Origin of the sequence: Pseudomonas sp. NPDC089422 (assembly GCF_044749405.1) — a bacterium.
In the GTDB taxonomy this organism is placed as follows: Bacteria; Pseudomonadota; Gammaproteobacteria; order Pseudomonadales; family Pseudomonadaceae; genus Aquipseudomonas.
This window is the reverse complement of the sequence record NZ_JBIVHW010000002.1, coordinates 300,623-326,117: the sequence shown is the minus strand read 5'-3', so window position 1 is coordinate 326,117 and position 25,495 is coordinate 300,623. Positions and strand designations below refer to the sequence as shown.

Sequence of the window (25,495 nt, the reverse complement as noted above, 5' to 3'; positions counted from 1 at the left end):
GAGGCTTTGATGAAATTGATTTCCACCCTGGCACTGCTGACCACGCTTGGTCTCGCTGCCGGCGTCGCCCAAGCCGCCCAACCCGAAGAAGGCCTGACCGGTTGCGCCGCCAAACGCAGCGCCATCGAGAACCAGCTGAAAATCGCCCGCGACCACGGCAACAGCGATCAGGTGGCAGGGCTCGAGGAAGCACTGCGTGGCGTTGACAATTGCACCGACGCCAGCCTGCGCAAAGAGCGCGAGCAGAAAGTGCTCGATGCTCGTCACGAAGTGAGCCAGCGCACCAAGGACCTGGAAAAGGCCATGAAAAAGGGCGATGCAGAGAAGATCAACAAGCGCAAGGACAAGCTGGCCGAGGCGAAGAAGGAGCTGCAGGAAGCAGTGGACGAACTCGAGCGCTAACCTGGCAGGCTCTTGCGGGACGACCACTCCCACAAGAGCCTGCCAGCTCAGTGATTGCGAAACTCTTCATGACAGGCCTTGCATGCCGCCTCGACCTTGTCCATCGGTGCCTTCAATTGCGCCGCGTCCAACGGCTGGGTCCGCGTCACGTCGACCAACTCGCCGGTCACGCCCTCCAGTTGCCGGGCAAGGTCATGGAAACGCGCCTGCCGCTCCCACACCTCCGGCCGTGCGCTGCTGTCGCCCTCATCCCGCACCTGAGGAAAATGCTGCCACGGCGCGTGGGCCAGGCCATCGAGCTTCAACGCGCCGTCGGCGAACTTCACCCCGTCGAAGGGCAACCGGCCGCGCAACATGCCGCCCATGTCTTCGCTGGTCTTGAGCATGTCCTTGAAGATTGCCTTGCGCTTGCCCAGCGGCGAGTTGGGGTCGACCCGGTCACAGGCGGTCAGGACAAGGGCAGCAAGCAGTACTACGGTCAATCGCTTGAACATCACGGTCACTTCAGCCTACGCAAAGGGGCGGCCAGTATCGCCGCCTGCCAGGCAAAGACCAATAGCCACATAAAACACAAGGGCGAATCTTCATGTTCGCCAGCCACAGGTACCCATTGATGAAATCTGCCCTGCGCCATCTGGCCTGGACACTCCCGGCACTCGCCTTGCTGGCCGGCTGCAACGGCGGCGAAAACGCCAAGCCCGAGCCGCATGCCATCGCCACCTATGCCCCGGCCACCTGGAAAGACCTGCCCGCGGTCAGCGATGAAGACCTGCTGGCCGGCTTCCATGCCTGGCGCAGCGGCTGCGAGAAACTCAAACGCGACCCGGTGTGGGCCGCCACCTGCGAAGCAGCCGGCAGCGACACGGCGAGCGCCACCCAGGTGCGCACCTTCCTCGAGCAGAACCTGCAGGTGTATGGCCTGCGTTCCGCCGATAACAACGCCAACGGCCTGATCACCGGCTACTACGAACCGGTCTACCCCGGCAGCCTGAAGCGCACCGAAGCGGCGCACGTGGCAGTTTATGGCGTACCCGAAGACATGATCGTGGTCGACCTGGCCAGCGTGTACCCCGAACTCAAGGGCAAGCGCCTGCGTGGTCGCCTGGACGGTCGCGTGCTCAAACCCTATGACACTGCCGAGGTGATCAGCCGCGATGGCGTCAAGGCGCCCGTGCTGGCCTGGCTGACCGACCCGATGGACCTGCAGTTCCTGCAGATCCAGGGCTCAGGCAGAATCCAGCTGGAAGATGGCCGTCAGCTGCGGCTCGGCTATGCCGACCAGAACGGCCACCCCTACCGGCCAATCGGCCGCTGGCTGGTGGAGCAAGGCCAGTTGAAAAAAGAAGACGTGACCATGGGCAGCATCCACGCCTGGGCCATGGCCAACCCGCAGCGCGTGCCGGAACTGCTGGCCAGCAACCCTAGCTATGTGTTCTTCAGTGCCCGCCCGGACAGCAACGAAGGGCCGCGCGGCTCGCTGAACGTGCCGCTGACCGCTGGATATAGCGTGGCCATCGACCGCAAGGTGATTCCGCTGGGCAGCCTGCTGTGGCTGTCGACTACACGCCCCGACGGCACGCCGGTGGTACGCCCGGTGGGCGCCCAGGATACCGGCGGTGCCATCGCTGGCGAAGTGCGCGCGGACCTGTTCTGGGGGACCGGGCCGCAAGCCGGCGAGCTGGCGGGGAACATGAAGCAGCAGGGGCAGATCTGGATGCTGTGGCCCAAGGGCAAGCCGCTGCCAGAGGTGCCCAAAGTCCTCTGATCCGGCGTTGAGCAGTTCGTGGTCTCAGATGGAGACCACGAAGAACGCCACGATCAACGCCATCCCGGCAAACCACACCAGCGAACGCAGCGCCGCCCAGTCCGCGAGATAGCAGATGATATAGAGCAGGCGACTGGTGATATACATCACACCCAGCACATCCTGGGTCACCTGCTCGGCATTGCCGACGATATCGGCCACCAGCACCGCCGCCGCAAATGCCGGAAACGCCTCGTAGCTATTCTGCTGGGCGGCATGCGCACGGCGCGGCAAGCCCGACAGCGTGTCGAGGAAGGCACGCGGGTCGTGGTTGTCTTTGAGGCCGAAGCGCCCGCTCGACACCTTGGCAATCAATGCGCAAAGCGGCGCCAGAAACAACGCGATGAGAATGCACCACAGGGCAACGGTCATGGACAGGACTCCTTGTTCGATCGTGAGGTCAGAGCTTCATCACCAGCATGCCTGCCAGGACCAGCCCGCAAGCTAGGAGTCTCGGCCCGCCAAAAGGTTCTTTGAGGTAGCGCATACCCAGCAGTACAACCAGGATCACACTCAGCTCGCGCAGGGCCGCCGCTTCGGCCACCGAGCCCAGGTGCATGGCCCACAGCACCAGTGCATAACTGAACAGCACGCAAAAGCCCACCGCCAGCCCCAGGCGCCATTGTGTGCGCCAGAACAGCACGAATGGCGCCCGCCGCGCCACGCTGGCCAGCAACGGGAATGGCCAGGCACTGAGCAGCGTCAACCACACCAGGTAGTCCCAGGGCTTACCCCACAACCGCACCGCCTGGCCATCGAACCAGGTGTAGCAACCGATACACAGGCCGATCAGCGCAACCACCGGCAGCATCGACCACGGCAAGCGGTCACCGCCGCCGCCCTGCCACAACAGGCACGCCATGCCACAAGGGATCAGCAGGATGCCGATGATCTGCTGCGAGCTGAGCGACTCGCCGGCAAACGCCAGTGTCAGCCCCAGTACCACCAACGGTGACAGGCCGCGCATCAGAGGATAGACCAGCCCCAGATCACCGACCCGATAGGCCTGGATCAGCAGGAACCGGTACAACTGCTCGGCCAGCGCCGAAGCCAGCAGCCAAGGCCAGATCTCGGCGGGCGGGAAGTCAGTGAAGGCCACGGCGCACAAGGCAAACAGCAACGCCACGACGTCCATGCTGGCGATCACCAGCAAGCGCTCGGCGCTGAATTTGATCAGGGTGTTCCAGGTCGCGTGCAGCAGGGCGGCGACCAATACCAGAGAAGTTGCCAGCACGCGAGAGAGTCCTTGCCTTGGATTCAAATGAGTTCGCAGCACTATACCTCGGGGCAGAGGCCCGCTACGGAAAAAGACTACAAGTTCAGTAGAAGTTTCAGCCCTCTCAGAAAACCGTTTCTCATCGCTTCATTCAATACACTCATCACGGGCCGCACCGCATGCAGCTGGACGCTCGCGCTGTACCTGATGGCAGCCAGCACTACGAATACACACCCAATTACGAAACACGATTGACGCATCAACACTCGCAGGTTTAGGATCGCCGTAACGCATGGGGTAAACCGTGCCTACCTTCCGAGGCCCGCGATGCGCAAGCAAGCGGGCTTTCGTGTTTCTGGGGGCAAGGAAACCCGGAATTTATGACTCACTTTGTGGCCTACCTCGACGAATTCGGCCATGTCGGGCAATACATCTCGCGTACACACAGCCACTTCAAGACCAGCCCCGTGCTCGGCCTGGGTGGGATTCTTCTGCCAGCTGCAGAAGTGCGAGAGTTCGCCATCTTCTTCTATCAATTGAAATGCCAGTTACTTGCCTGGGACATAAGCCATGAAAATCCCAGGAGCCTCCCCGCCTATCAGTGGGAAAAGAAAGGCTCCAAACTCTTCACGACACGTAACGTCACGCAATACCGATCATTAAGGCAGGCAACGTTTCGCCTGCTCACCCGCATTAGGAAGATTGGTGGGTATGTCATCTATGCCGGTGAGCACAAGACCGGGCCGGCCGAGCAGCACGACGCGACGGATACATTCAAACGCCAACTGCTGCACGCAATAAGAATAATCGATCGCTACTGCACGCCGTCCGCCTCGACCTTCATGCTCCTTCTAGATGAACAGCGCGCTGGCAATGAATGGCGAGAACAAAATGTGGAAGCCTGCACCCTGGCGATGTTCGAAGATGCCACTGAGAAATGTCGAAGCCTGATAGAGCCTCCCCTGCAGGGCGAAAGTCACCTGTTCCAGACACTGCAATGCGCAGACTGGATCTGCGGCCTGGTGGGGCGGTTGATGGCAATGTCTGTTTCGCCTGAGGAGTATCCGGACTGGGAGCCTTTCGACAGATATTTCTCAGCCCGAATCGCAGAAGCCGCCCTGCCGGGCTCAGGCTTGCAGCGTCATCCCGTCATGTTGCCGGTCGGCAAGCGCGCAACGGCAAGAACAGAGGCCTAAAGCCACATGCAGGAAACCTCGCAACGGATACGCTGTCTACCTGCACAGTCAAAAAGTGTGTCCCGAGCCCCTCGCCAGATCATCAAAGAACTGCCCGAGCCATCCGGGTAACGACTTGGAAGCCACTGTCACAGGATTCGGGATGCTTGAACTAGTTGCCGCGTTTATCTGCCTCACCACCCTCCTCACCTATGTAAATTACCGCTTCATCGGCCTGCCACCCGCCATCGGCGTGATGGTTACGGCGTTGCTGTTCTCCCTGATGCTGCAGGGCCTGAGCCTGATCGGCTTCCCTGGCCTGGAGGAACGCGTCGAAGGCTTGATGAACCAGATCGATTTCAACGACCTGCTGATGCACTGGATGCTGGCCTTCCTGCTGTTCGCCGGCGCACTGCACGTCAACCTCAGCGACCTGCGCAGCTATCGCTGGCCGATCGGCCTGCTGGCGACGATAGGCGTACTCATTGCAACGGTAGTCATTGGCTACCTGTCGCACTGGGTCTTCGCCATGTTCGGCTGGCAAGTACCGCTGATTTACTGCCTGCTGTTCGGCGCACTGATTTCGCCTACCGACCCCATTGCAGTACTCGGCGCCTTGCGTACGGCAAATGCATCGAAACCGCTGAAAACCACCATCGTCGGCGAATCGTTGTTCAACGACGGTACCGCGGTCGTGGTGTTCACCGTACTGCTGGGCATCATCCAGCTAGGTGAAACGCCGAGCGTCTCCGACACCGCCATCCTGTTCGCCCGTGAAGCCATCGGCGGCGTGCTGTTCGGCGGCGTGATCGGCTATGCCACCTACCGCATGATCAAGAGCGTCGAGCAGTACCAGGTCGAGGTCATGTTGACCCTGGCGCTGGTGATCGGTGGTTCGGCGATGTGCTACGAGCTGCATGTTTCGGCGCCGATCGCCATGGTGGTCGCGGGCCTGATCATCGGCAACCTGGGCCGTAACCTGGCAATGAACGACATGACCCGCCGCTACATGGACGGTTTCTGGGAATTGATCGACGACATGCTCAATGCCTTGCTGTTCGCCCTGATCGGCCTGGAGCTGTTGCTGCTGCCATTCAACTGGCTGCACCTGGCAGCGGGTGGCGTGCTGGCACTGGCGGTACTGCTGTCGCGGCTGCTGACCGTGGCGCCTGCGATCGTGCTGTTGCGGCGCTGGCGGCCGGTACCGAAAGGTACCGTACGGGTACTGACCTGGGGTGGCCTGCGTGGCGGGGTATCGGTGGCCCTTGCGCTGTCGCTGCCACTGGGCGCGGAACGCGACCTGCTGCTGTCGATCACCTACATCGTGGTGTTGTCGTCGATCCTGGTGCAGGGTTTGAGCATTGGCCGCGTGGTGCGCAAAGTCAGCGCACAGCCTTGAGGGTTGCGGGGCCGCATCGCGGCCCCGAATCGTCACTCGACTGCGGAGTCCGGGAACTGGTCCTGAACGTACTTGATCTCGGTCCGCCCATGGGCCGCCGGCAAGCCGTCTTCACCCAGGTTGACGAAGACCATCTTGTCGACCGTCAGAATGCTCTTGCGGGTGATCTTGTTGCGCACTTCGCACTTGAGGGTGATCGATGTCCGGCCAAACTCGGTGGCGGTGATGCCCAGTTCGATGATGTCGCCCTGGCGCGAGGCACTGACGAAATTGATCTCCGACATGTACTTGGTCACCACGCGCTGGTTGCCCAGCTGGACGATGGCATAGATTGCCGCTTCTTCGTCGATCCAGCGCAGCAGGCTGCCGCCGAACAGCGTACCGTTGGGGTTGAGGTCTTCGGGTTTTACCCATTTGCGGGTGTGAAAGTTCATCTTTACTCCTGACCTGCTTGGCTAACGTGAAGCAATGATGGCAGAGCGGCCGCCAGCGCTCCATTGAACATCGACTATCGTCGCGATAAATCGACAGAAAGCCTTGGGTGTGTCACACAGCCACGGCTATAATCGCAGCCGTTCTCATGGCTGCCCGCAGTGGCGGCCATCCCGCCACCCATCCGAGGGGCGCTGCAGCAGGCTCGGCCTGTCAGGCTCGGTTGGGGCGTTGTCCGCGCAAGCGGACGCTCAACGCACAACGGCGCCCATTCGCACACTACGAATGGAGGCTCTCATGAGCGCTGTAAACACGCCTGCTGGTTTTTCCGACTTCAAGGTCGCCGACATTTCCCTGGCCGACTGGGGCCGCAAGGAAGTCATCATCGCCGAATCGGAAATGCCGGCACTGATGGGCCTGCGCCGCAAGTATCAAGCCGAGCAACCGCTCAAGGGCGCGAAGATCATCGGCTGCATCCACATGACCATCCAGACTGCCGTGCTGATCGAAACCCTGGTCGCCCTGGGCGCAGAAGTCCGCTGGTCGTCGTGCAACATCTTCTCCACCCAGGACCAGGCCGCTGCCGCCATCGCCGCCGCCGGCATTCCTGTGTTCGCCTGGAAAGGTGAAACCGAGCAAGAGTACGAATGGTGCATCGAGCAGACCATCCTGAAAGATGGCCAGCCTTGGGACGCCAACATGGTGCTGGACGACGGTGGTGACCTGACCGAGATCCTGCACAAGAAATACCCGGCCATGCTGGAAAAGATCCACGGCGTGACCGAAGAAACCACCACTGGCGTGCACCGCCTGCTGGACATGCTGGCCAAGGGCGAGCTGAAAGTCCCGGCGATCAACGTCAACGACTCGGTCACCAAGAGCAAGAACGACAACAAGTACGGCTGCCGTCACAGCCTGAACGATGCCATCAAGCGCGGTACCGACCACCTGCTGTCGGGCAAGCAGGCCCTGGTAATCGGCTACGGTGACGTGGGCAAGGGCTCGGCCCAGTCGCTGCGTCAGGAAGGCATGATCGTCAAGGTCACCGAAGTCGACCCGATCTGCGCCATGCAGGCCTGCATGGACGGCTTCGAAGTCGTTTCGCCGTTCAAGGACGGCATCAACACCGGTACCGAAGCCGGCATCAATGCCGACCTGCTGGGCCGCATCGACCTGATCGTCACCACCACCGGTAACGTCAACGTCTGCGACGCCAACATGCTCAAGGCCCTGAAGAAGCGTGCCGTGGTCTGCAACATCGGCCACTTCGACAACGAAATCGACACCGCCTTCATGCGCAAGAACTGGGCATGGGAAGAGGTCAAGCCGCAGGTTCACAAGATCCACCGCACCGGCGCCGGCACCTTCGACCCGCAGAACGACGACTACCTGATCCTGCTGGCCGAAGGCCGCCTGGTGAACCTGGGCAACGCCACTGGCCACCCAAGCCGCATCATGGACGGTTCGTTCGCCAACCAGGTGCTGGCGCAGATCTTCCTGTTCGAGCAGAAGTTCGCCGAACTGCCAGCGGCCAAGAAGGCCGAGCGCCTGACCGTGGAAGTGCTGCCGAAGAAACTCGACGAAGAAGTGGCCCTGGAAATGGTCCGCGGCTTCGGTGGCGTGGTCACCCAGCTGACCCCGCAACAGGCCGAGTACATCGGCGTAACCGTCGAAGGCCCGTTCAAGCCGCACGCCTACCGCTACTAAGCGGCAGGCTTGGAGCTTCCGGCTCCAACGCCGAAACCTGAACGATGCCCAAGCCAGATCGGCCATCACCGATCTGGCTTTTACTTGCAGCTTGCTGCTTGAGGCTCGCTGCTCGAGGAACGCCTGATGTCCCAAGATCGCCGTTACAGTTTCGAGTTCTTCCCCACCAAGACCGACGCCGGTCACGAGAAGCTGATGGGCGTTGCCCGCCAGCTGGCCGCGTACAACCCGGACTTCTTCTCCTGCACCTACGGTGCCGGTGGCTCTACCCGCGACCGCACGCTGAACACCGTGCTGCAGCTGGAAAGCGAAGTGAAGATCCCTGCCGCGCCGCACCTGTCGTGCGTCGGCGACACCAAGGACGAACTGCGCGCCCTGCTGGCCGAGTACAAGGCAGCCGGCATCCAGCGCATCGTCGCCTTGCGTGGCGACCTGCCGTCGGGCATGGGCATGGCCAGTGGTGAGCTGCGTTATGCCAGCGACCTGGTCGAGTTCATCCGCCAGGAAACCGGCGACCACTTCCACCTGGAAGTTGCCGCCTATCCGGAAATGCACCCGCAAGCGCGCAACTTCGAGGCCGACCTGGGCAACTTCGTGCACAAGGTCAAGGCCGGTGCCGACAGCGCCATCACCCAGTACTTCTTCAACGCCGACAGCTACTTCTACTTCGTCGAGCGTGCACAGAAAATGGGCGTGGACATCCCGGTGGTGCCCGGCATCATGCCGATCACCAACTACAGCAAACTGGCGCGTTTCTCCGATGCCTGCGGCGCCGAGATCCCGCGCTGGATCCGCAAGCAGCTGGAAGCCTACGCCGACGATACCGCGAGCATCCTGGCCTTTGGCGAAGAAGTCATCACCCGCATGTGCGAGCAACTGCTGCAAGGCGGCGCACCGGGCCTGCACTTCTATACCCTTAACCAGGCTGAGGCGAGCCTGGCGATCTGGAACAATCTGAAACTGCCACGCTGAAACTTTTTGGCATCATCGGATTCTGAAACAATTAAGGCTTTAGTCGTAGACTAGGGCCTTATTTACTTTCTGGCCCTGATAGGTGTCGTTCGCCATGCAACATTTCCTGCCATCTCGCCCTCAGCTCGTGTACCTGGCGTTCGGCCCCGCCACCTATCACCAGGAAGCCTGTTTCAGCATCGTCAGCGCCCTCGCGCATCTGGGGGATACTGCCAACCCGGCCATCGACATTCAGGTCTACACCGACAACACCGTGCCTTACGGCAAACTGCCGGTGACCGTTCATCTGCTCGACGAGGCTACGCGCAAGGCCTGGAACCAGCCCCACGGCTATCACTTCCGCAGCAAGCACGTGCTGTTACGCCAGGTGCTGCAGCAACACCCTCAGGCCGTGCTGATCGACACCGATACCTTCTTCCGCAAGTCTCCGTTGCAACTGTTCCAGCGGGTCAAGCCCGGCACGCTGCTGTGCAACGCCATTGGCGCGCGCTACGGTGCGAATCAGCAGTGCCTGCTGTACACCAACCTGCTCGGCATTCTCGAGTCACGCGGCCTCGCCGACTGCCAGATGCCGCTGGTCAACTCGGGCGTGATCGGCCTGTGCGCCGAGGACACCGACGTGCTGGACCGTTCCATTGCCATGATGGACGAGTTCTATCCGCTGGCCCGCACCGCCTACACCCTGGAAGAGTTCTGCCTGGCGGTAGCCGCATACCGCAAGATGGAACTGGCCGAATGCACCGACGTCATCCACCACTACTGGAGCCGCAAGGCCCAGTTCCGCGCCAAGATTCAGGCCTGGCTGCGCAAACACGGCGAGAACCCACTGGCGCCGGCAGCGCTTGCAGATGTGACACTGGTCAACGACCAGCTGCCTCGCCCGCCAACCCTGCAACGCTTGGGCTACAAGGCCTTGAGCCTGACCATGCCCAGCCGCGAGCGCCAGTTCGTGCGCGAGCTGCTGTATGGCTGCTACCCCTACCCCAATGAGTTTGACCGCGCTTGTGCAACGGCCTGGTGGGACAAGGCACTGGAGAACCTCAACGAGCGCCACGGGCGCATCGAGCCCGAGCAACTGCGCCAGTGCCTGCGCCACCCGAGCCTGCGCCTGTCACTGGGTGCCCGGCGCAAGGATATCGAGGCACACCTGCTGCGTTCCTCCCATCGCTGAGGCCGGCACCGGGGGCATCCATCTTCACTGGCCATGCCTTGGGTGAGCGCGTAATCTCGCGCCATGCCTCACATCGCCCACCTGCTGTGCATCCTGCTGCTCGCCTGCCTGAGCCCGATGGCGCTGGGCGAGCGGCTGCGTCTGGTCAGTGACGACTGGGCACCCTACGTGTATCGCGATGGCGGCCGGGTCCGGGGGATCGACTACGAAGTCACCACCGAAGTGTTCCGCCGCCTGGGAGTCGAGGTGGACTGGCAGTTCCTGCCGTGGAAGCGCTGCCTGGCCTTGGTGGAGCAGGGCCACGCTGATGGGGTGATGGACATTTTTCAGGTCGAGTCGCGCAAGGCCTACATGGTTTATCCCGCAGAACCCATGTCGGATGTCGAGTTCGTGCTGTATCAGGCCAGCGACCGGCGCCATGCCATTCGCCAGCTGAATGATCTCGCCGGCCTGACCGTAGGCACGTCGCCGGGCTACGCCTACGACAAGGCGTTCAACGAGTCCCAGGATTTCCGCCGCGAAACCGCGCCAAGCCACGAAGCCAATTTCGGCAAGCTCATACGCGGGCGCATCGATCTGCTGGTCACCGACCGCCTGGTCGGGCGTTACCTGCGCAAGCAGCTGGGCCTCGAACAGCAGGTCGAAGAGCTGCCCCTGGTCATCAGCCGCCAGGCGCAATACCTGGGCTTGGCACGCAAACCCGGGCGCGAGCGACTGGCCGAAGCATTTACCGAAGAGCTGCGCCGCTTCAAGCAGGAACCGGCGTTCGAGGCGATTATCGAACACTACATCGGCGACGCCGGCGATCTTGCCGGCGCCGTTGAGCAGCAGGAAAGCAGCACGCTGCGTTAGCTCTGTTATACTCGGGCCTTCCCGCCCGGCTCACGCCCGGACGCTCGGCCTCGCAACAGGCATCCCGATCGGCATCGACGCCTCTTGGCGTCCACCTTCCGCTTCCCGGATGTGCAGTGAAAGCCCAGCTGGACCGGACGCGATCGCATCCCTTCGATGCCCGTCGCGCCAGGCAGAATATCCCAACGGGCCCAGCCCCCACGAGAACAGGATTGCCCATGTCCTTTGCTTCCCTCGGTCTCTCCGAGGCTCTTGTCCGCGCTATCGAGGCAGCGGGCTACACCCAGCCGACCCCGGTGCAACAGCGGGCCATTCCCGCCGTGTTGCAAGGCCGCGACCTGATGGTTGCCGCACAGACTGGTACTGGTAAAACGGGCGGCTTCGCCTTGCCGATCCTCGAGCGCCTGTTCCCCGCCGGCCACCCCGACAAATCCCAGCGCCACGGCCCGCGCCAGCCGCGTGTACTGGTCCTGACGCCGACCCGCGAACTTGCCGCCCAGGTACACGACAGCTTCAAGGTGTACGCCCGCGACCTGCCACTGGTCAGCGCCTGCATCTTCGGCGGTGTCGGCATGAACCCGCAGATCCAGGCCATTGCCAAGGGTGTCGACGTGCTCGTTGCCTGCCCGGGCCGCCTGCTCGACCTGGCCGGCCAAGGCAAAGTCGACCTGGCCCACGTGGAAATCCTGGTCCTCGACGAAGCCGACCGCATGCTCGACATGGGCTTCATCCATGACGTCAAGAAGGTCCTCGCCCGCCTGCCGGCCAAGCGCCAGAACCTGCTGTTCTCGGCGACCTTCTCCAAGGACATCACCGACCTGGCCGACAAGCTCCTGCACAACCCGGAGCGCATCGAGGTCACCCCGCCGAACACCACCGTCGAGCGTATCGAGCAGCGCGTCTACCGCCTGCCCGCCAGCCACAAGCGTGCCCTGCTGGCGCACTTGATCACGCTGGGTGCCTGGGAACAGGTACTGGTGTTCACCCGTACCAAGCACGGCGCCAACCGCCTGGCCGAATACCTGGAAAAGCACGGCCTGACCGCTGCCGCGATCCACGGCAACAAGAGCCAGAACGCCCGCACCAAGGCCCTGGCCGACTTCAAGGCCAACAGCGTGCGTGTGCTGGTCGCCACCGACATCGCCGCCCGTGGCCTGGACATCGACCAGCTGCCCCACGTGGTCAACTTCGAACTGCCAAACGTCGAGGAAGACTACGTGCACCGCATCGGCCGTACCGGCCGCGCCGGGCGCTCGGGCGAGGCCATTTCCATGGTCGCGCCGGATGAAGAAAAGCTGCTCAAGAGCATCGAACGGGTCACCAAGCAGAAGATCCCGGATGGCGACCTGATGGGCTTCGATGCCAGCCAGGTTGAAGCTGAAAAGCCTGAAGTGCGCGAGCGCCAGCAGAACAACGGCCGCGGCGGCCGCAACCAGCAGCAGGCTCGTGGCGAAGGCAGCAAAGACGCCAACGGCGGCCGCAAGGACAAGGGCAAGGACAAAGGCAAGGCCAAGCAGCAGGCTGCTGACAAGCCGGCCGACAAGGAAACGTCTGGCGACAAGCAACAGCAGCAACGCAAGCCGCGCGACAAGAAGCCGCGCCAGCAGCAGGCCAGCACCAGCACCAGCAGTGCGCCGAAAGCACCGGCCGACCGTGATCCAGAAGAGTTCCTGGACGACGATGTCGACAACTTCGGTAACCGCGCCGACTACGTCAGTCCTTACCAGAACGGTAAAGGCCAAGGCCGCAACCGCCGTCCGGGTGGTGCAGGTCAGGGCCAAAGCCAGGGCAGCGGCCAGCGCAGCAACAACGGCGGCGGCCAGGGCCAGGGCCAGGGCCGCAATGCTGGCGGCCAGCAGCGCAGCGCCAGCGGCGACAAACGCCCACGCAACAACAACGGTGGCGGTGCCCGTCGCGACAATAATGGCGGTGGCCGCAACCGTTCGGCCGGCCGTGACGATGCATCGCGTCAGGAGCCGGCAGTACGCAGCACCCGCGAACAGCACCAGCCCGTGATCATCCGCAAGGAATCCAAGCTCGATCGTTACCCGACGCCCGAGCAACTGGACGACCTGCCGAGCCGCCCGCGCGGTGAGCGCCCTGCACTGCTCACCCGCAAGGGCTGAGTCACGCAGCAGGCAATAAAAAACGCCGCCCAATGGGCGGCGTTTTTTATTGCCTGGGCAATGCTTACTTCTGCTTCACACCTTCGACACTGATGTCCAGGTCGAGGGTTTGCGAAGTCGGGCCTGGGCCCTTGATGCCGAAGTCGTTCAGGTTCAGCGTGGTGGTGGCGTTGAAGCCAGCGCGCTCGCCGCCCCACGGGTCCTTGCCCTCACCGTTGAAGGTGGCCTTGAAGGTAACTGGCTTGGTCACACCGTGCAGGGTCAGGTCGCCGGTCACGTCTGCAGTCTTCTCGCCAGTCGATTTGACAGCGGTAGAGACGAACTTGGCGTCCGGATATTTGGCAACGTCCAGGAAGTCCTTGCTGGCAATGTGCTTGTCGCGCTCGGCATGGTTCGACCAGACACTGGCAGTCTTCAGGTCGACGTTGATCTTGCTGGCTTCAGGCTTGGCGCTGTCCCACGAGAAGTCACCGCTGAAGTCCTTGAAGGTGCCGTGGATGAAGCTGTAGCCCAGGTGGCTGATTTTCCAGTCGACGAACGCGTGCTGGCCTTCCTTGTCGATCTTGTACTCGGCGGCCATGGCCTGGCCGGCGGAGAACAGAGCGGTACCGAGCGCCAGAGCGGCAAAAGTCTTTTTCAACATCCTTACTTCCTTCCTATGCAATTGAGGTTGAGAGTCAAGCTTTGCGGCCCAGCATGCGGGTCAGGGTCGCGTCACGGTCGATGTAATGGTGTTTCAAGGCTGCCAGGGCATGCAGCACCGCGAAGATCACCAGGCCCCATGCCAGCCACAGATGAATCACGCCGGCCACGTCCGCCTGATCAGGCAGGTCGCTGATCAGCGCCGGCACGTCGAACAGACCGAACACTGGAATGCCGACGCCGTCGGCAGTGGAAATCAGGTAACCGGCGATCATGACGGCAAACAGCCCCAGGTACAGCGCCAGGTGCCCCAGCTTGGCCGCCACGCGGGTGAATGCCCCGTGGTTGGCCGGTGCCGGCGGTGGCGGGCTGATGAAACGCCAGACCACACGCAGCAGCATCACCGCCAGCAACACCAGGCCGATGCTCTTGTGCAGGTCCGGGCCGGCCTTGCGCCAAGGGTCGTAGTAGTCGAGACCGACCATCCACAGGCCCAGGCCGAACAGGCCGAAGACTGCCAGTGCAACGCCCCAGTGCAGGACGATGCTGACCACGCCATAGCGAGAAGGTGAATTGCGCAGTTGCATGATGACGTGGTTCCCCGTGAAAGCTGTGCACAGACTAACGCGTAAGGTATCGAATAAAAGCTTAAAAAACTGCTTTGGATTATCGAGAAATACGATGATTAGTGTGTGAGTTTCCTATTAAGGAAACATTAACAATAGTCGGAGAGTTGAGGGTTTCCAGCCTCTTCACGGGGTAAGCCCGCGAAGAGGCCAGCACAGGTCAGTTTGCCTTGGCCTGGGTATCGGCCACCGGTTTTTTCACTGGCTCGGATTTGACCGTGGCCTTTTTCGGCTCCACTGCCTTTTTCGCCTGTTTGGCCGCAGGCTTGTGCGCCGGCGCATGCTTGGCCGGTGCTGCCTTGGTCGCGGCGGGCTTGGCCGGCTCTTCCTTGGCGACTACAGCGGGAGCCGCAGCAGGGGCAGCTACAGGAGCCGGCGCCGGCGCCGGTGCAACTTCCTCGGCCTTGGCAACCGGCGCAGCCTTCACCTCAGGCTTGTCCGAACCACCGAACAGGCGCGAGAAGAACCCGCCGCTGTCCTTCTTCGCCACTGCGGCACCCGCAGTCGCCGCTGCCGCTACGGTCGCAGCCTTGGCCGGGTCGAACGACTTGCCGGCGAGCAGGTCCTGCACCTGGCTGGCAGCACGCTGGCCGCTGCGCAGGGCGCCTTCGAGGGTGCCTGGGTAAAGCGCATCGGTGTGCTCACCGGCAAAGGTGATGCGCTGCACCGGGCGCTCCCACAGACGCCAGTACTTGCTGATCTGCCCCGGGCCGTAGGCCAGGTAGGCGCCGCCGGTGCCGGCATCGATGCTGTAACGCTTGACCTCATAGCCGGTGAACGCGCCACGGGCCTGTGGATAGAACGCATGCAGGCGGATCAGCACCTGGTCGACCATCTGCTTGTCGCCAAAGGCCTGGAGCAACCGCGCGTTGTCACCCGACAGGTTGATCACCACGTTGGCGCCACCCTTGAGCGCCGGTTCGATCCACAGCATGCCAAGGCCGGCGTTACTGAAGATTTCGCCCGACATGCGTGCGCGGCTTTCCCATACCGGCTGCTTGAACTTGAGCATCAGCTGGTCGCGCCAGCCGTAGTTGGTGCCCTTGAGCGCTGCCACGTGCTGGTTGTCCAGGCCAGGCGTGATCTGGATCTTGGCCAGCGCCCGCAGAGGAATCGCCATCACCAGGTAATCGGCCTTGTAGTCCGTGCTGCCAACCTTGACGCTGACGCCATCCTTGTCCTGCACGATCGCCGTGACCGGCGAGCTGGTCTTGATGGTCTTCAGCTGCTTGACGAATGCCTGAGCCAGCACCGGGCTGCCGCCAGGCAGGCGCGCGGCACGCAGGTCGCGATCACTGACGCCACGGTAGACGCGGTTCTGCTGGGCGAAGTAGAGCAGCGACAGGCGCGATGGCTCGTCATAGCGGGTGCGGATCTGCTGGTTGATCAGCTGACGCGCGGTGGTCGGCAACTGCAGCTTGTCGAGCCAGGTGGACACGTTCATCTGGTCGAGGGCGAACAGGGTACTGTTGGCCTGCGGGTTGAGCGGGTCATCGATCGAACGGGCCAGGTCGTCGAGGGTCTTCTCGTAGCGCTTGAGTGCTTCGGCGGTGGCCGGCTGCTTGGCGGTCAGGTCGGTGGCGCTGAAGTACTCGCCGTCGATCAGGTAACCCGGCGTGCGCACGAACTCCGGCGCGGGCAGTGTTTCAAGCTTGAAACGGTCGAGGTACTGGTTGAGCACCGGCTGTGCCTTGGCGTTGCCGATCCACTCGCTGGTGGCCAGGCCCGATCGCCCACCCATGCCCGACTTGGCCTCCAGCAGGGTGACCTGCCAGCCTTTGTTCTGCAGTTCGTAGGCTGCGGTCAGGCCTGCCAGGCCACCACCCACCACGATTGCCGACGGTGTCTTGTCCTTTGCCAGCGCGGCGCCGCTGGACACACCGATCAATACCAACGCGCACAGGCGCACCCAAGCAGCAGCCATGTCGGCGAACTCCGAGTTGAAAAAGCAGGGATGGGAAGAGGCGGGAATGCCCCGAGAGACGATGCGTTAAGAATACGTCAGGTATCCGGACCCTGCCAGCACAGCGATATCAAGTGCCTTTGGCAACTGGCATTTTTGTCAGTAGTCAGGCCTCAGGCCACTAGGTGAAGCTGGCGAAGGTAGCTGAAAAAACCGACAAAAGGAGCTGCACCATGACCTATGAGGAGCACTTCGCGCAGGTAGAAAGGCAATTCTTGTGGCACAACCAAACAGTACTTACCCCCTCAGGCCTGAAGATTCGCTCCAACGGTACGTCGTGGACCGGTTTGCATGAAGCCTTCAAAGGCGAAGATGGCACCGAGCTGGTGATCGGCGAGCACAGTGACGTGGAAATTGCTTTCAATGAGGAAGTCGAATGCCTAAGGCTGGAGTACTACGTAGTCAGCGACCAACACTTCGACGATGTGCAGATGCTGCTGGATACCGACGGCTACGATATGGACCTGATAGCCCCGGTCCCGCGCAACTTCTACTGGCTTACCCTCACCGGCAGCGGCTATACCGATTTCCGGCCGGGCCCGATCTCCACCCAACCCTATCACCAGGTCATCGATGGCCCTTTTCGCCGCCTGACCATATCCACTTCTCAGGCCGGCACCGTTCATATCCGCAAGCTGCAATGGACCCGCACCTGCCGCCATTAAACACTAGCGGTTGTCCTGCCCTCTGGCTTTGCTTAGGCTTACGCGGTCAAAGCAAGCAGTAGCCAGGAGAAGTGCCCATGGGCCTCAACGATCAGTGGATGCAACGCGACCTCAAAGTCCTGTGGCACCCCTGCACCCAGATGAAAGACCACGAGCAACTGCCACTGATCCCGATCCGGCGCGGTGAAGGCGTGTGGCTCGAGGACTTCGACGGCAAGCGCTACCTGGATGCCGTGAGCAGCTGGTGGGTCAACGTGTTCGGCCACGCCAACCCGCGCATCAACCAGCGCATCAAGGACCAGGTCGACCAGCTGGAACATGTGATCCTCGCCGGTTTCAGCCACCAGCCAGTGATCGAGCTGTCCGAGCGCCTGGTGGCCATGACCCCCGCCGGGCTCGACCGGGTGTTCTATGCCGACAACGGTTCGTCGTGCATCGAAGTGGCGCTGAAGATGAGCTTCCACTACTGGCAGAACATCGGCAAACCAGCGAAAAAGCGCTTTGTCACCCTGACCAACAGCTACCACGGCGAAACCATCGCCGCGATGTCGGTAGGCGACGTGCCGTTGTTCACCGAAACCTACAAGGCGCTGCTGCTCGACACCCTCAAGGTGCCGAGCCCAGACTGCTACCTGCGCCCCGAGGGCATGGGCTGGGAAGAACACTCGCGCAATATGTTCGCCGCCATGGAGCAGACCCTGGCCGAGCACCACGAAACGATCTCGGCGGTGATCATCGAACCGCTGATCCAGGGCGCCGGTGGCATGCGCATGTACCACCCGGTGTACCTCAAGCTGCTGCGCGAAGCCTGCGACCGCTATGACGTGCACCTGATCCACGACGAGATCGCCGTCGGTTTCGGCCGCACCGGCACCCTGTTCGCCTGCGAACAAGCCGGCATCCGCCCAGACTTCCTGTGCCTGTCCAAGGCGCTGACCGGTGGCTATCTGCCGCTGGCCGCCTGCCTGACCACCGACAAGGTGTACCAGGCCTTCTATGACGATTACCCGACCCTGCGCGCATTCCTTCACTCGCACAGCTACACCGGCAACCCGCTGGCCTGCGCCGCCGCCCTGGCGACGCTGGACATTTTCGAGCAGGACAACGTGATCGAGGCCAACAAGGCCCTGGCCGCGCGCATGGCCAGCGCCACCGCGCACCTGGCTGACCACGCCCACGTCGCCGAAATCCGCCAGACCGGCATGGCCCTGGCCATCGAGATGGTCCAGGACAAGGCCACCAAGGCCGCCTACCCGTGGCAGGAGCGTCGTGGCCTGAAAGTGTTCGAGCACGCCCTGACCCGCGGCGCCCTGCTGCGCCCGCTGGGCAGCGTGGTGTACTTCCTGCCGCCGTACGTGATCACCCCGGAGCAGATCGACTTCCTTGCCGAAGTGGCCAGCGAAGGCATCGACATCGCCACCCGCGATAGTGTCAGCGTCGCCGTACCGGCCAACTTCCACCCCGACTTCCGCGACCCGGGCTAAGCCCGCTCGCTCCGACACATAACCTTGTGGGAGCGGCCTTGTGTCGCTCCCACAAAGGGCCGAGTACATCCTTATTGACGAGCACTCCATGAGACTGTCCCGCTTCTTCATCGACGCCCCCCTGAGCCTCGGCGAGCACGACCTGCCCGAAGCCCAGGCCCACTACATCGGCCGCGTCCTGCGCATGGTTCCCGGCGACGCCGTGCAACTGTTCGATGGCAGTGGCCAGGAATACCTCGGCCAGTTGCTCGAAGTCGGCAAGAAGACGGTACGCGTGAGCCTCGACCAAGCCCTCGCCGGCCAGCCCGACTCACCGCTTCACGTCCACCTCGGCCAGGGCCTGTCCCGCGGCGAGCGCATGGACTGGGCGATCCAGAAAGCCACCGAGCTTGGCGCCAACGCAATCACCCCGATAGTCAGCGAGCGCTGTGAAGTGCGCCTGAAGGACGAGCGTGCCGACAAACGCCTGGCCCACTGGCGCCAGGTGGCGATCAGTGCCTGCGAACAATGTGGGCGCTCGACCCTGCCGGTCATTCATCCACCGGTGACCCTGGCCGAATGGCTCAAGAGCACCGAAGCCGACCTCAAACTGGTCTTGCACCCGGTCGCCGAGCCATTGACCAGCCATGACAAGCCGGCAACGCTGGCGTTCCTGATCGGCCCGGAAGGTGGGTTGAGCGAGGCAGAAGTCGAACAGGCCAAGGCCGCTGGCTTCCATGCCGCACGCCTCGGGCCGCGGGTATTGCGTACCGAGACAGCGCCGGTGGTGGCGCTGTCGGTAGCGCAGCAGTTGTGGGGTGATTTTTCGTAAACAGAAAGCTAACGCACGTACAGCGACACCGCCACGAAGTGCATCAGGCTCCCGACGATCACGAACAGGTGCCAGATGCCATGTGCGTGGCGCAACCGGCTGTCGAGGGCGAAAAAGATGATGCCCACGGTGTAGAACACACCGCCGGCCGCCAGCCAGGTGAAGCCGGCGGTGCCAAGGCTGTTGAGCAGTGGCTTGACCGCCACCAGCACGATCCAGCCCATCACCGCATAGATGATGATCGACAGGATGCGCGCCTCCGAGCGCGGCTTGATCTCCTGCAGCATGCCGATCACCGCCAGCCCCCAGACCACGCCGAACAGGCTCCAGCCCCAGGGCCCGCGCAGGCTGACCAGGCAGAACGGGGTGTAGCTGCCGGCGATCAACAGGTAGATCGACAGGTGATCGAGCTTGCGCATGATCACCTTCGCCCGCCCGCGGGTGCTGTGGTAGAGGGTGGATATGCTGTAGAGCAACAGCAGGGTGCTGCCGTAGATGGAGAAACTGACGATCTTCCAGGGGTCACCCTGCAGGCCCGCGACGACGATCAGCCAGATGGCACCGATACAGGCCAGGACGGCACCGACCAGGTGGGTCCAGGCATTGAAGCGTTCACCGTAGTACATGCAAACACAGACCTCCCGAAGCGGGCTGGGTTCATGACAGAGTCCATTCCTGACTCATCCTACCCAAGGGCAGGTTGCAGTTCAGCGTCACGCACCAATCTTTCCAGACCGGCCAGGTCCGGCACCCGCGCCACCTGTTCACCCACCTGCACGGCGGCCAGCTCCAGGCTGCCCAGCGGCACATCCACATAATTGAGCTGGCTGTCCAGCTTGCACGAGCGTGGAATGTCCTGCAGCAGCACTGCCAGGTAGCGCAAACCGGTATCGCCCAGCGCATTCAGCACCACGATCCGCGCCCGCTCGCCACACGGCGTCTCACCGCCACAGGCAGCCTCGAAACCGATCAAGGGTAGATGCTGCTGCCGCCAGTCGATCCACCCCAGGTGCCAGGCCGGATCGCCGGGTTCACACACCAGGTTGCGCTGGCCGATCAGCTCGACCACGGCGACGTTGGGCAACGCCAGGGTGCGGTCGCCCAGCGGCAGCAGCAGGCCGGTCAGGCTGCTGCGTTGCCCTGCAATCAGTTCAAGCATGGGTCTGGCTCCAATGGGCGATGCTCTGCAGCAACACCGACTCCTGATAGGGTTTGCCCAGGTAATCGTTGACGCCAATGGCCATGGCACGGTCGCGGTGCTTCTGCCCGGTGCGCGAGGTGATCATGATGATCGGCAGGTCTTTCAGACGCTCGTCGCGGCGAATGCGGGTGGCCACTTCAAAGCCATCCATGCGCGGCATCTCGATGTCCAGCAACAGCACGTCAGGGCGGTGCTCTTCCAGCAGGGCCATGGCATCGACGCCATCCTTGGCCGTCATCACGCTCATGCCATGGCGTTCCAGCAGGCGGCTGGTGACCTTGCGCACGGTGACCGAGTCGTCCACCACCATCACCAGCGTGGCCCGCCGTGGTGCCGGGCCGAACAAGGTCCGTTGCACCCCGCTGCCACCGGGCAGACGCGCCAGCCGCCGCTGCTGACCACGCAACTGGCCCAGCAGGTCAAGGATCAGCACCACCCGGCCATCACCGAGCAAGGTCGCACCCGACAAGCCCGCCACGGCGGCAAACTGCGGGCCGAGGCTCTTCACCACGATTTCACGGCTCGGCGACAGGCTGTCGGCCTGGATGGCGAACGACTGCTCCTGGGAATGCACCAGCAACACTGGTAACGGCACGCTCTGCCCCAGCAGCACCGGGCGCGGCTGCCCCTGCAACAACTCGCCCAGGTAACGCAATTCGTATTCATGCCCGCCGTACACGTAGCGTGGGGCATCCAGTTGGTAACAGGCAGCCAGCTCGGCCGGAGGTACCCGCACGATGCCTTCGATGGTATTCAGCGGAATAGCGTACTGCTCGTCGCCCAGGTGCACCATCAAGGCCCGGTTGATCGACACGGTGAACGGCAGGCGGATCAGGAAGCGCGCGCCCTTGCCCTGGGCCGACTCGATGGTCATCGAGCCGCCCAGCTGCTTGACCTCTTCATGCACCACGTCCATGCCCAGGCCGCGCCCGGAAATCTGGGTGATCTTCTCTGCCGTGGAAAAGCCCGGGCGCAGGATGAACTGCAGGATCTCGTGGTCGCTCAGCTGCGCCTGCGGGTCCAGCAGGCCGCGCTTGATCGCCTTGCGCCTTACCGCCTCCAACGGCACACCGGCGCCGTCGTCGGTCATCTCGATGACGATGTCGGCCCCCTCATGCAGCAAGTTCAGGTGAATGGTGCCCTGCTCCGGCTTGCCTGCGGCCAGGCGTACCTCGCGCGCTTCCAGGCCGTGGTCGACGGCATTGCGCAGCATGTGCTCCAGTGGCGCGACCATGCGTTCGAGCACGCTGCGGTCCAGCTCGCCCTCGGCGTTGCCGACCACCAGCTCGACCTGCTTGCCCAGCTCGCTGGCCACCTGGCGCACCACCCGCTGCAAGCGCGGTACCAGGCGTTCGAACGGCACCATCAGGGTCGCGGTCAGGCCCTCCTGCAACTGGCTGTTCACCCGCGCCTGTTGCTGCAGCAGGCTGTAGGCCTCCTGGGCGCGCTGGGTCAGCGTTTCCTTGAGGTCGAGCAGGTCGGAGGCCGACTCGAACAGCGCCCGCGACAGCTGCTGCAGCTGCGAATGGCGGTCCATCTCCAGCGGGTCGAAATCTTCATAGGCATCCCCCTCGAACGCTTGCCGGCTGCTGATCCGGCCCTGGGTCTCGATGTCCAGGCGCAGCAGCTGGTCGCGCATGCGCTCCAGGGTGGTCTCCATCTCGTTGAGGGCAAACTGGGCGTCGTTGACCTGCTGTTCGATACGGCCACGAATGACCGAATGCTCACCGGCCAGGTTGCCCAGGTCGTCGAGCAGTTCGGCATCGACCTTGACCATGTCGCCCGGCGCCCGCTCCGGCGCCGCGGCCGGTGTTTCGGCGGGTACGGTGTCGGCCGGGGCCTGGCCGGCCGCGCTGTCGGTCAGCGCGGCGCTGCTGAAGTTGCGGATGTAGTCGATCAGCGCGGTAGCGGTGTGCAACGGCTGCCCCAGGCGCACGGCGTCGAGCATGTGCGCCAGACGGTCATGGCAGTTCTGCAGCAATGCGAACAGCGGTGCGCTCGGCGGCAGGCGCCCGGCGGCGAGCAGCTCGTAGAGGAATTCCAGCTCATGGGCCAGGTCGCCAATGGCGCTGATCTCGACCATGCGCGCGCCCCCCTTGAGGGTGTGCAGGTCACGCAACAGGTTCTCCACCTCGACGCTGCTGCGCGGGTCGGCCTGCCAGCGCGCCAGGGCGGCCGCAGCGCTTTCGACGATGTCCGAGCTTTCTTCGAGGAAAACCTCCAGCAGCTCCTTGTCGCCCGGGCTGTCGGGTTCGTCATCCTGCTCCAACGCGCCAGGCAGCGGCGTCACCGCATCAGGGCCTACCAGGCCGGTGGCCTCCGGCGCCAATGCACCCTCCAACAGCTCGCGCAGGGCGTCGACGCAGTCAGGCCGCGGGCTGATTTCTTGCCCGGCAGCCACTTCGTCGAGCATGTCCAGCAGGGCTTCATGGGCTTGCTGGGCAGCGGTGAAGAAGCGCGGGCTGGCGCCCAGGCTGCCCTCTTCCACAGCGCCGTAGAGGTCGAGCAGCGCCTCGCAGACGGCATCCATCTGCCACAGGTCGGCCAGGTGCGCAGCGTGGCCAAGGCTGGTCAGTTCATCGAGCAAGGTATCCAGCGGTTCGCGCTGCCCAGGCTGCTGTTGCCAGCGCGACAGCAGCGACTCGGCATCCAGCAGGATGTCCATGGCCTGAGCCAGGAAACTGGCGATCAGCTGCGGATCGCGCTTGCCATGGCGGGTGTGCTGAGGCTCGGCATGCAGGCTGGCCAGGCGCAGGTCCACCGCTTCGCCGACCTGCTCGATCAGCTGGGCCGCGCCCGCAATGGCTGCCAACGGCGTACTGCCCAGCTGCGCCAGGCCCTGCAGGAACAGGCCGTGGGCGGTTTGCAGCCAATGCATCTCGGCCGCCTGCAACGGCAGCTGGTGCCCCCGGTACTCGCGCACCAGGCGGTCGAACGCGGTGGCCAGCTCGGCGATCGGCATGACCCCGGCCATGGCAGCGCTGCCCTTGAGGGTATGCAAGGCGCGCTGCAGGCTGTCGCTGACGTCGCTGCCCTGGCCCTCGGCGCCCTGCAGAAAGCCTTCCAGGCTGGCCAGGTGGCCCTGTGCTTCGTTGCGGAAGATATCCAGCAACTGCGGGTCCAGGCCATCGATATCGGCGCTGACCGGGCTGTCGTTCTCGGCCAGGGCGTGCAGGTGGCTCGCCAGTTGTTCGATTTCAGTCAACTGCGGTAACTGGCCAGCAGCAAAGTCGGCCAGCAGGTCCGGCAGATGGACGAACACCTGCTGCAGCGCCACCGCACCCTCCGGGGTCAATACGATACGCCCCTCCAACACCCGGTTGAGCAGGTGCTCAGCGCCCCAGGCCAGCTCGGCCACCGCCTCGGCATGCACCATGCGCCCGCTGCCCTTGAGCGTGTGCAGGTCGCGGCGCACTTCGATCAGGGCGTCGCGCAGGCTGTTGTCGGCGCGCCAGCGCAGCCAGTGCCGCTCGATTTCCGGCAATAACTCGCCCGCTTCTTCGAGGAACACTTCACGCAATTCATCATCGATGCCATCGCTGCCATCCTGCGCCTCGGACGGGCCGGCATGGGTACACTGCACACCCAGCCTGGTCAGGCTGGCGCGGGCCATGTCGAGGAACGGTTGAGCATCGGCCAGCGGGTCGGCGACCCGCCATTGCAGGTAGCACTCGGCGGCACTGAGGGACTCGGCCAGGTGGGTCAGTTCGTCCGCCGGCGGCTCCACCTCCAAGTGCTGCAACCAGCCCTGCACATAGCCTGCGCAACCGGCAAACACTTCAGCGGCGGCCGGCAGCATGAGCATCGCCAGCGCGCCGCGTACCTGCTGCAAGAGGCCCGGCAGCGGTTGCAGGCGCTGGCGCGGCCAGCCGGACTCCAGGCAATCGCCGATCAGGTCCTTGGCCTGCTGCAGCACGGACAGTGATTCGTTCAGCACCAACTGGCGGATCTCGGCCAGGTCGGAACCCGGCAGGCCGCCCTGCCCGCCTTCCTCCAGCGGCAGGACCATGCCGTTGAGCGTGGCCTCCACATACAGCAGGGCGCCGGCCACATCCATCAATACCGCGTCGTCCGCCGTGCGCTCACCCTGGGCCAATGCCTGCAGCGCCAGAACCTGATCGATGATCACCCGACGGGGTTGCTGGAAGCCCAGCACTGCCAAGGTGTCGGCAACATGGCGCAATGGCGCGAGCAGCGCCTCCAGGTCCTCGCTGTGCTGGCGGTCGCCGCGCACGAACTGGTCCAGCCGCTCCTTGATCCGCACCAGGTCGTCGCACAGGGCGCTGACCACCGAACGCAGGGCATCACGCCCCGGCCCGGCCTGCATCTGTTCCCGCCAGTTGCCCAGTGACAAGTCGAGGTTGGCCAGGTCATCGGAACCAGCAAAGCGCTGCGCGGCGCCGCTGATCAGGCTGGCCTGGGCCAAGGGCTCGACGCCACGGCAGGCGCGCAGCTGGTTGAGCAGCGGCAGCATCACCAGCGGCAGGTCATGGCGCGCGCCGCGCAACCGCTCCAGATAGGACGGCAGTTGCTCCAGGCCACGGAACAACGGCCCCAGGCAGTCACCGCGGGGGCTCACCTGGCCCTCGGCCAGGGCCTTGGCCAGCAGCTCCAGCTCTTCGGCCAGGCGCGTGGCACCGCGCAGTTCGAGCATGCGCAGGCAGCCATGCACCTGATGCAGGTTATCCACAACGAACGCCAGTATCGACAAGTCGTCGGTCTCGCCAGCAAAGCGCTCCAGGGCCTGTCGGGCCTGGCTCAGGCAATCGAGGATGGCGGCCCGGGTCCAGGCCAGGGCCACGGTATCGTGGCGCTCGGGGCTTACGACGGCAGAAGCCATGGGTTTT

22 protein-coding genes and 1 riboswitch are annotated in these 25,495 nt (G+C 63.5%); of the genes, 12 read left to right on the top strand and 10 right to left on the bottom strand.

Annotation, left to right across the window (positions count from 1 at the left end; translation table 11 throughout):
- Positions 1–9: 9 nt before the first annotated feature.
- On the top strand, positions 10–402 hold the full coding sequence (locus tag ACIPZ8_RS05155) for a DUF1090 domain-containing protein (protein ID WP_400720143.1): 393 nt from the start codon (positions 10–12) through the stop codon (positions 400–402).
- 47 nt (positions 403–449) lie between these two features.
- Here the strand turns inward: ACIPZ8_RS05155 and ACIPZ8_RS05150 are convergent, their stop codons facing one another.
- Positions 450–896: a c-type cytochrome gene (locus tag ACIPZ8_RS05150; protein ID WP_400720141.1), complete on the bottom strand. Its 447-nt coding sequence runs from the start codon at positions 894–896 to the stop codon at positions 450–452.
- A 119-nt stretch (positions 897–1,015) separates the two neighbouring features.
- Between ACIPZ8_RS05150 and ACIPZ8_RS05145 the strand changes: the two genes are divergently transcribed.
- Positions 1,016–2,167, top strand: a complete 1,152-nt coding sequence (locus ACIPZ8_RS05145; protein ID WP_400720139.1) for a murein transglycosylase A — start codon at positions 1,016–1,018, stop codon at positions 2,165–2,167.
- 24 nt (positions 2,168–2,191) lie between these two features.
- On the opposite strand, the gene ACIPZ8_RS05140 is transcribed toward ACIPZ8_RS05145, so the two are convergent.
- Entirely contained in the window at positions 2,192–2,578 is a 387-nt protein-coding gene (locus ACIPZ8_RS05140) for an MAPEG family protein (RefSeq protein ID WP_159412387.1), read from the bottom strand.
- Positions 2,579–2,606: 28 nt separating this feature from the next.
- Positions 2,607–3,440 (bottom strand): EamA family transporter, encoded by an 834-nt coding sequence (locus ACIPZ8_RS05135; protein ID WP_400720137.1) that lies wholly within the window; start codon positions 3,438–3,440, stop codon positions 2,607–2,609.
- A gap of 362 nt (positions 3,441–3,802) precedes the next feature.
- On the opposite strand from ACIPZ8_RS05135, the gene ACIPZ8_RS05130 reads away from it, so the two are divergent.
- Positions 3,803–4,618, top strand: coding sequence for a DUF3800 domain-containing protein (locus tag ACIPZ8_RS05130; protein ID WP_400720135.1), 816 nt, complete (start codon positions 3,803–3,805; stop codon positions 4,616–4,618).
- Between the two features lie 142 nt (positions 4,619–4,760).
- Positions 4,761–5,996, top strand: a complete 1,236-nt coding sequence (locus ACIPZ8_RS05125) for a cation:proton antiporter (protein WP_400720133.1) — start codon at positions 4,761–4,763, stop codon at positions 5,994–5,996.
- Between the two features lie 32 nt (positions 5,997–6,028).
- Here ACIPZ8_RS05125 and ACIPZ8_RS05120 read toward each other — a convergent pair whose 3' ends face one another.
- A complete protein-coding gene (locus tag ACIPZ8_RS05120) occupies positions 6,029–6,430 on the bottom strand; it encodes an acyl-CoA thioesterase (RefSeq protein ID WP_012274534.1) in 402 nt (133 codons plus the stop codon).
- Positions 6,431–6,608: 178 nt separating this feature from the next.
- Positions 6,609–6,705, top strand: a riboswitch (S-adenosyl-L-homocysteine riboswitch).
- 20 nt (positions 6,706–6,725) lie between these two features.
- Here ACIPZ8_RS05120 and ahcY point away from each other — a divergent pair.
- The 5 genes from ahcY to ACIPZ8_RS05095 all read left to right on the top strand — a co-directional run bounded on the left by ahcY (position 6,726) and on the right by ACIPZ8_RS05095 (position 13,256).
- A complete protein-coding gene (gene ahcY, locus ACIPZ8_RS05115) occupies positions 6,726–8,135 on the top strand; it encodes an adenosylhomocysteinase (protein WP_110633282.1) in 1,410 nt (469 codons plus the stop codon).
- Positions 8,136–8,261: 126 nt separating this feature from the next.
- Positions 8,262–9,107 carry a methylenetetrahydrofolate reductase [NAD(P)H] gene (gene metF / locus ACIPZ8_RS05110; RefSeq protein ID WP_400720131.1) on the top strand — a complete coding sequence of 282 codons (846 nt, stop codon included), beginning with the start codon at positions 8,262–8,264 and terminating at the stop codon, positions 9,105–9,107.
- A 94-nt stretch (positions 9,108–9,201) separates the two neighbouring features.
- Complete coding sequence (locus ACIPZ8_RS05105; protein WP_400720129.1) at positions 9,202–10,278, top strand: hypothetical protein; 1,077 nt, start codon at positions 9,202–9,204, stop codon at positions 10,276–10,278.
- A 63-nt stretch (positions 10,279–10,341) separates the two neighbouring features.
- Positions 10,342–11,130 carry a substrate-binding periplasmic protein gene (locus ACIPZ8_RS05100; RefSeq protein WP_400720127.1) on the top strand — a complete coding sequence of 263 codons (789 nt, stop codon included), beginning with the start codon at positions 10,342–10,344 and terminating at the stop codon, positions 11,128–11,130.
- 218 nt (positions 11,131–11,348) lie between these two features.
- The gene (locus ACIPZ8_RS05095; RefSeq protein WP_400720125.1) at positions 11,349–13,256 is read left to right on the top strand and encodes a DEAD/DEAH box helicase; all 1,908 of its coding nucleotides are present in this window, start codon (positions 11,349–11,351) and stop codon (positions 13,254–13,256) included.
- A 64-nt stretch (positions 13,257–13,320) separates the two neighbouring features.
- On the opposite strand, the gene ACIPZ8_RS05090 is transcribed toward ACIPZ8_RS05095, so the two are convergent.
- From ACIPZ8_RS05090 to ACIPZ8_RS05080, 3 genes are all read right to left on the bottom strand, one after another.
- Complete coding sequence (locus ACIPZ8_RS05090; protein WP_294340322.1) at positions 13,321–13,899, bottom strand: YceI family protein; 579 nt, start codon at positions 13,897–13,899, stop codon at positions 13,321–13,323.
- Between the two features lie 34 nt (positions 13,900–13,933).
- Positions 13,934–14,485, bottom strand: coding sequence for a cytochrome b (locus ACIPZ8_RS05085; RefSeq protein WP_400720123.1), 552 nt, complete (start codon positions 14,483–14,485; stop codon positions 13,934–13,936).
- A gap of 199 nt (positions 14,486–14,684) precedes the next feature.
- Positions 14,685–16,448, bottom strand: coding sequence for a flavin monoamine oxidase family protein (locus ACIPZ8_RS05080; protein ID WP_400720121.1), 1,764 nt, complete (start codon positions 16,446–16,448; stop codon positions 14,685–14,687).
- A 212-nt stretch (positions 16,449–16,660) separates the two neighbouring features.
- Between ACIPZ8_RS05080 and ACIPZ8_RS05075 the strand changes: the two genes are divergently transcribed.
- The 3 genes from ACIPZ8_RS05075 (at position 16,661) to ACIPZ8_RS05065 (ending at position 19,447) form a co-directional block, all read left to right on the top strand.
- Positions 16,661–17,152 (top strand): hypothetical protein, encoded by a 492-nt coding sequence (locus tag ACIPZ8_RS05075; RefSeq protein WP_400720119.1) that lies wholly within the window; start codon positions 16,661–16,663, stop codon positions 17,150–17,152.
- 77 nt (positions 17,153–17,229) lie between these two features.
- On the top strand, positions 17,230–18,636 hold the full coding sequence (locus tag ACIPZ8_RS05070; protein ID WP_400720117.1) for an adenosylmethionine--8-amino-7-oxononanoate transaminase: 1,407 nt from the start codon (positions 17,230–17,232) through the stop codon (positions 18,634–18,636).
- Between the two features lie 88 nt (positions 18,637–18,724).
- Complete coding sequence (locus tag ACIPZ8_RS05065; RefSeq protein WP_400720115.1) at positions 18,725–19,447, top strand: 16S rRNA (uracil(1498)-N(3))-methyltransferase; 723 nt, start codon at positions 18,725–18,727, stop codon at positions 19,445–19,447.
- 8 nt (positions 19,448–19,455) lie between these two features.
- On the opposite strand, the gene ACIPZ8_RS05060 is transcribed toward ACIPZ8_RS05065, so the two are convergent.
- From ACIPZ8_RS05060 to ACIPZ8_RS05050, 3 genes are read right to left on the bottom strand one after another with little or no spacing between them, the layout of a single operon-like run.
- The gene (locus ACIPZ8_RS05060) at positions 19,456–20,073 is read right to left on the bottom strand and encodes a hemolysin III family protein (protein WP_159412398.1); all 618 of its coding nucleotides are present in this window, start codon (positions 20,071–20,073) and stop codon (positions 19,456–19,458) included.
- Between the two features lie 59 nt (positions 20,074–20,132).
- Positions 20,133–20,606: a chemotaxis protein CheW gene (locus tag ACIPZ8_RS05055; RefSeq protein ID WP_400720112.1), complete on the bottom strand. Its 474-nt coding sequence runs from the start codon at positions 20,604–20,606 to the stop codon at positions 20,133–20,135.
- Positions 20,599–25,488, bottom strand: coding sequence for an Hpt domain-containing protein (locus ACIPZ8_RS05050; protein ID WP_400720110.1), 4,890 nt, complete (start codon positions 25,486–25,488; stop codon positions 20,599–20,601). The genes ACIPZ8_RS05055 and ACIPZ8_RS05050 overlap by 8 nt, the downstream gene beginning before the upstream one ends.
- Positions 25,489–25,495: the final 7 nt, after the last annotated feature.

Coding starts and splice junctions, on each gene's coding strand:
- ACIPZ8_RS05120 (WP_012274534.1), bottom strand. CDS start 6,430: ATGAACTTTCACACCCGCAAATGGGTAAAACCCGAAGACCTCAACCCC.
- ACIPZ8_RS05145 (WP_400720139.1), top strand. CDS start 1,016: ATGAAATCTGCCCTGCGCCATCTGGCCTGGACACTCCCGGCACTCGCC.
- ACIPZ8_RS05060 (WP_159412398.1), bottom strand. CDS start 20,073: ATGTACTACGGTGAACGCTTCAATGCCTGGACCCACCTGGTCGGTGCC.
- ACIPZ8_RS05140 (WP_159412387.1), bottom strand. CDS start 2,578: ATGACCGTTGCCCTGTGGTGCATTCTCATCGCGTTGTTTCTGGCGCCG.
- ACIPZ8_RS05125 (WP_400720133.1), top strand. CDS start 4,761: ATGCTTGAACTAGTTGCCGCGTTTATCTGCCTCACCACCCTCCTCACC.
- ACIPZ8_RS05085 (WP_400720123.1), bottom strand. CDS start 14,485: ATGCAACTGCGCAATTCACCTTCTCGCTATGGCGTGGTCAGCATCGTC.
- ACIPZ8_RS05100 (WP_400720127.1), top strand. CDS start 10,342: ATGCCTCACATCGCCCACCTGCTGTGCATCCTGCTGCTCGCCTGCCTG.
- ACIPZ8_RS05065 (WP_400720115.1), top strand. CDS start 18,725: ATGAGACTGTCCCGCTTCTTCATCGACGCCCCCCTGAGCCTCGGCGAG.
- ACIPZ8_RS05130 (WP_400720135.1), top strand. CDS start 3,803: ATGACTCACTTTGTGGCCTACCTCGACGAATTCGGCCATGTCGGGCAA.
- ACIPZ8_RS05055 (WP_400720112.1), bottom strand. CDS start 20,606: ATGCTTGAACTGATTGCAGGGCAACGCAGCAGCCTGACCGGCCTGCTG.
- ACIPZ8_RS05075 (WP_400720119.1), top strand. CDS start 16,661: ATGACCTATGAGGAGCACTTCGCGCAGGTAGAAAGGCAATTCTTGTGG.
- ahcY (WP_110633282.1), top strand. CDS start 6,726: ATGAGCGCTGTAAACACGCCTGCTGGTTTTTCCGACTTCAAGGTCGCC.
- ACIPZ8_RS05080 (WP_400720121.1), bottom strand. CDS start 16,448: ATGGCTGCTGCTTGGGTGCGCCTGTGCGCGTTGGTATTGATCGGTGTG.
- ACIPZ8_RS05070 (WP_400720117.1), top strand. CDS start 17,230: ATGGGCCTCAACGATCAGTGGATGCAACGCGACCTCAAAGTCCTGTGG.
- ACIPZ8_RS05095 (WP_400720125.1), top strand. CDS start 11,349: ATGTCCTTTGCTTCCCTCGGTCTCTCCGAGGCTCTTGTCCGCGCTATC.
- ACIPZ8_RS05155 (WP_400720143.1), top strand. CDS start 10: ATGAAATTGATTTCCACCCTGGCACTGCTGACCACGCTTGGTCTCGCT.
- ACIPZ8_RS05105 (WP_400720129.1), top strand. CDS start 9,202: ATGCAACATTTCCTGCCATCTCGCCCTCAGCTCGTGTACCTGGCGTTC.
- metF (WP_400720131.1), top strand. CDS start 8,262: ATGTCCCAAGATCGCCGTTACAGTTTCGAGTTCTTCCCCACCAAGACC.
- ACIPZ8_RS05150 (WP_400720141.1), bottom strand. CDS start 896: ATGTTCAAGCGATTGACCGTAGTACTGCTTGCTGCCCTTGTCCTGACC.
- ACIPZ8_RS05050 (WP_400720110.1), bottom strand. CDS start 25,488: ATGGCTTCTGCCGTCGTAAGCCCCGAGCGCCACGATACCGTGGCCCTG.
- ACIPZ8_RS05090 (WP_294340322.1), bottom strand. CDS start 13,899: ATGTTGAAAAAGACTTTTGCCGCTCTGGCGCTCGGTACCGCTCTGTTC.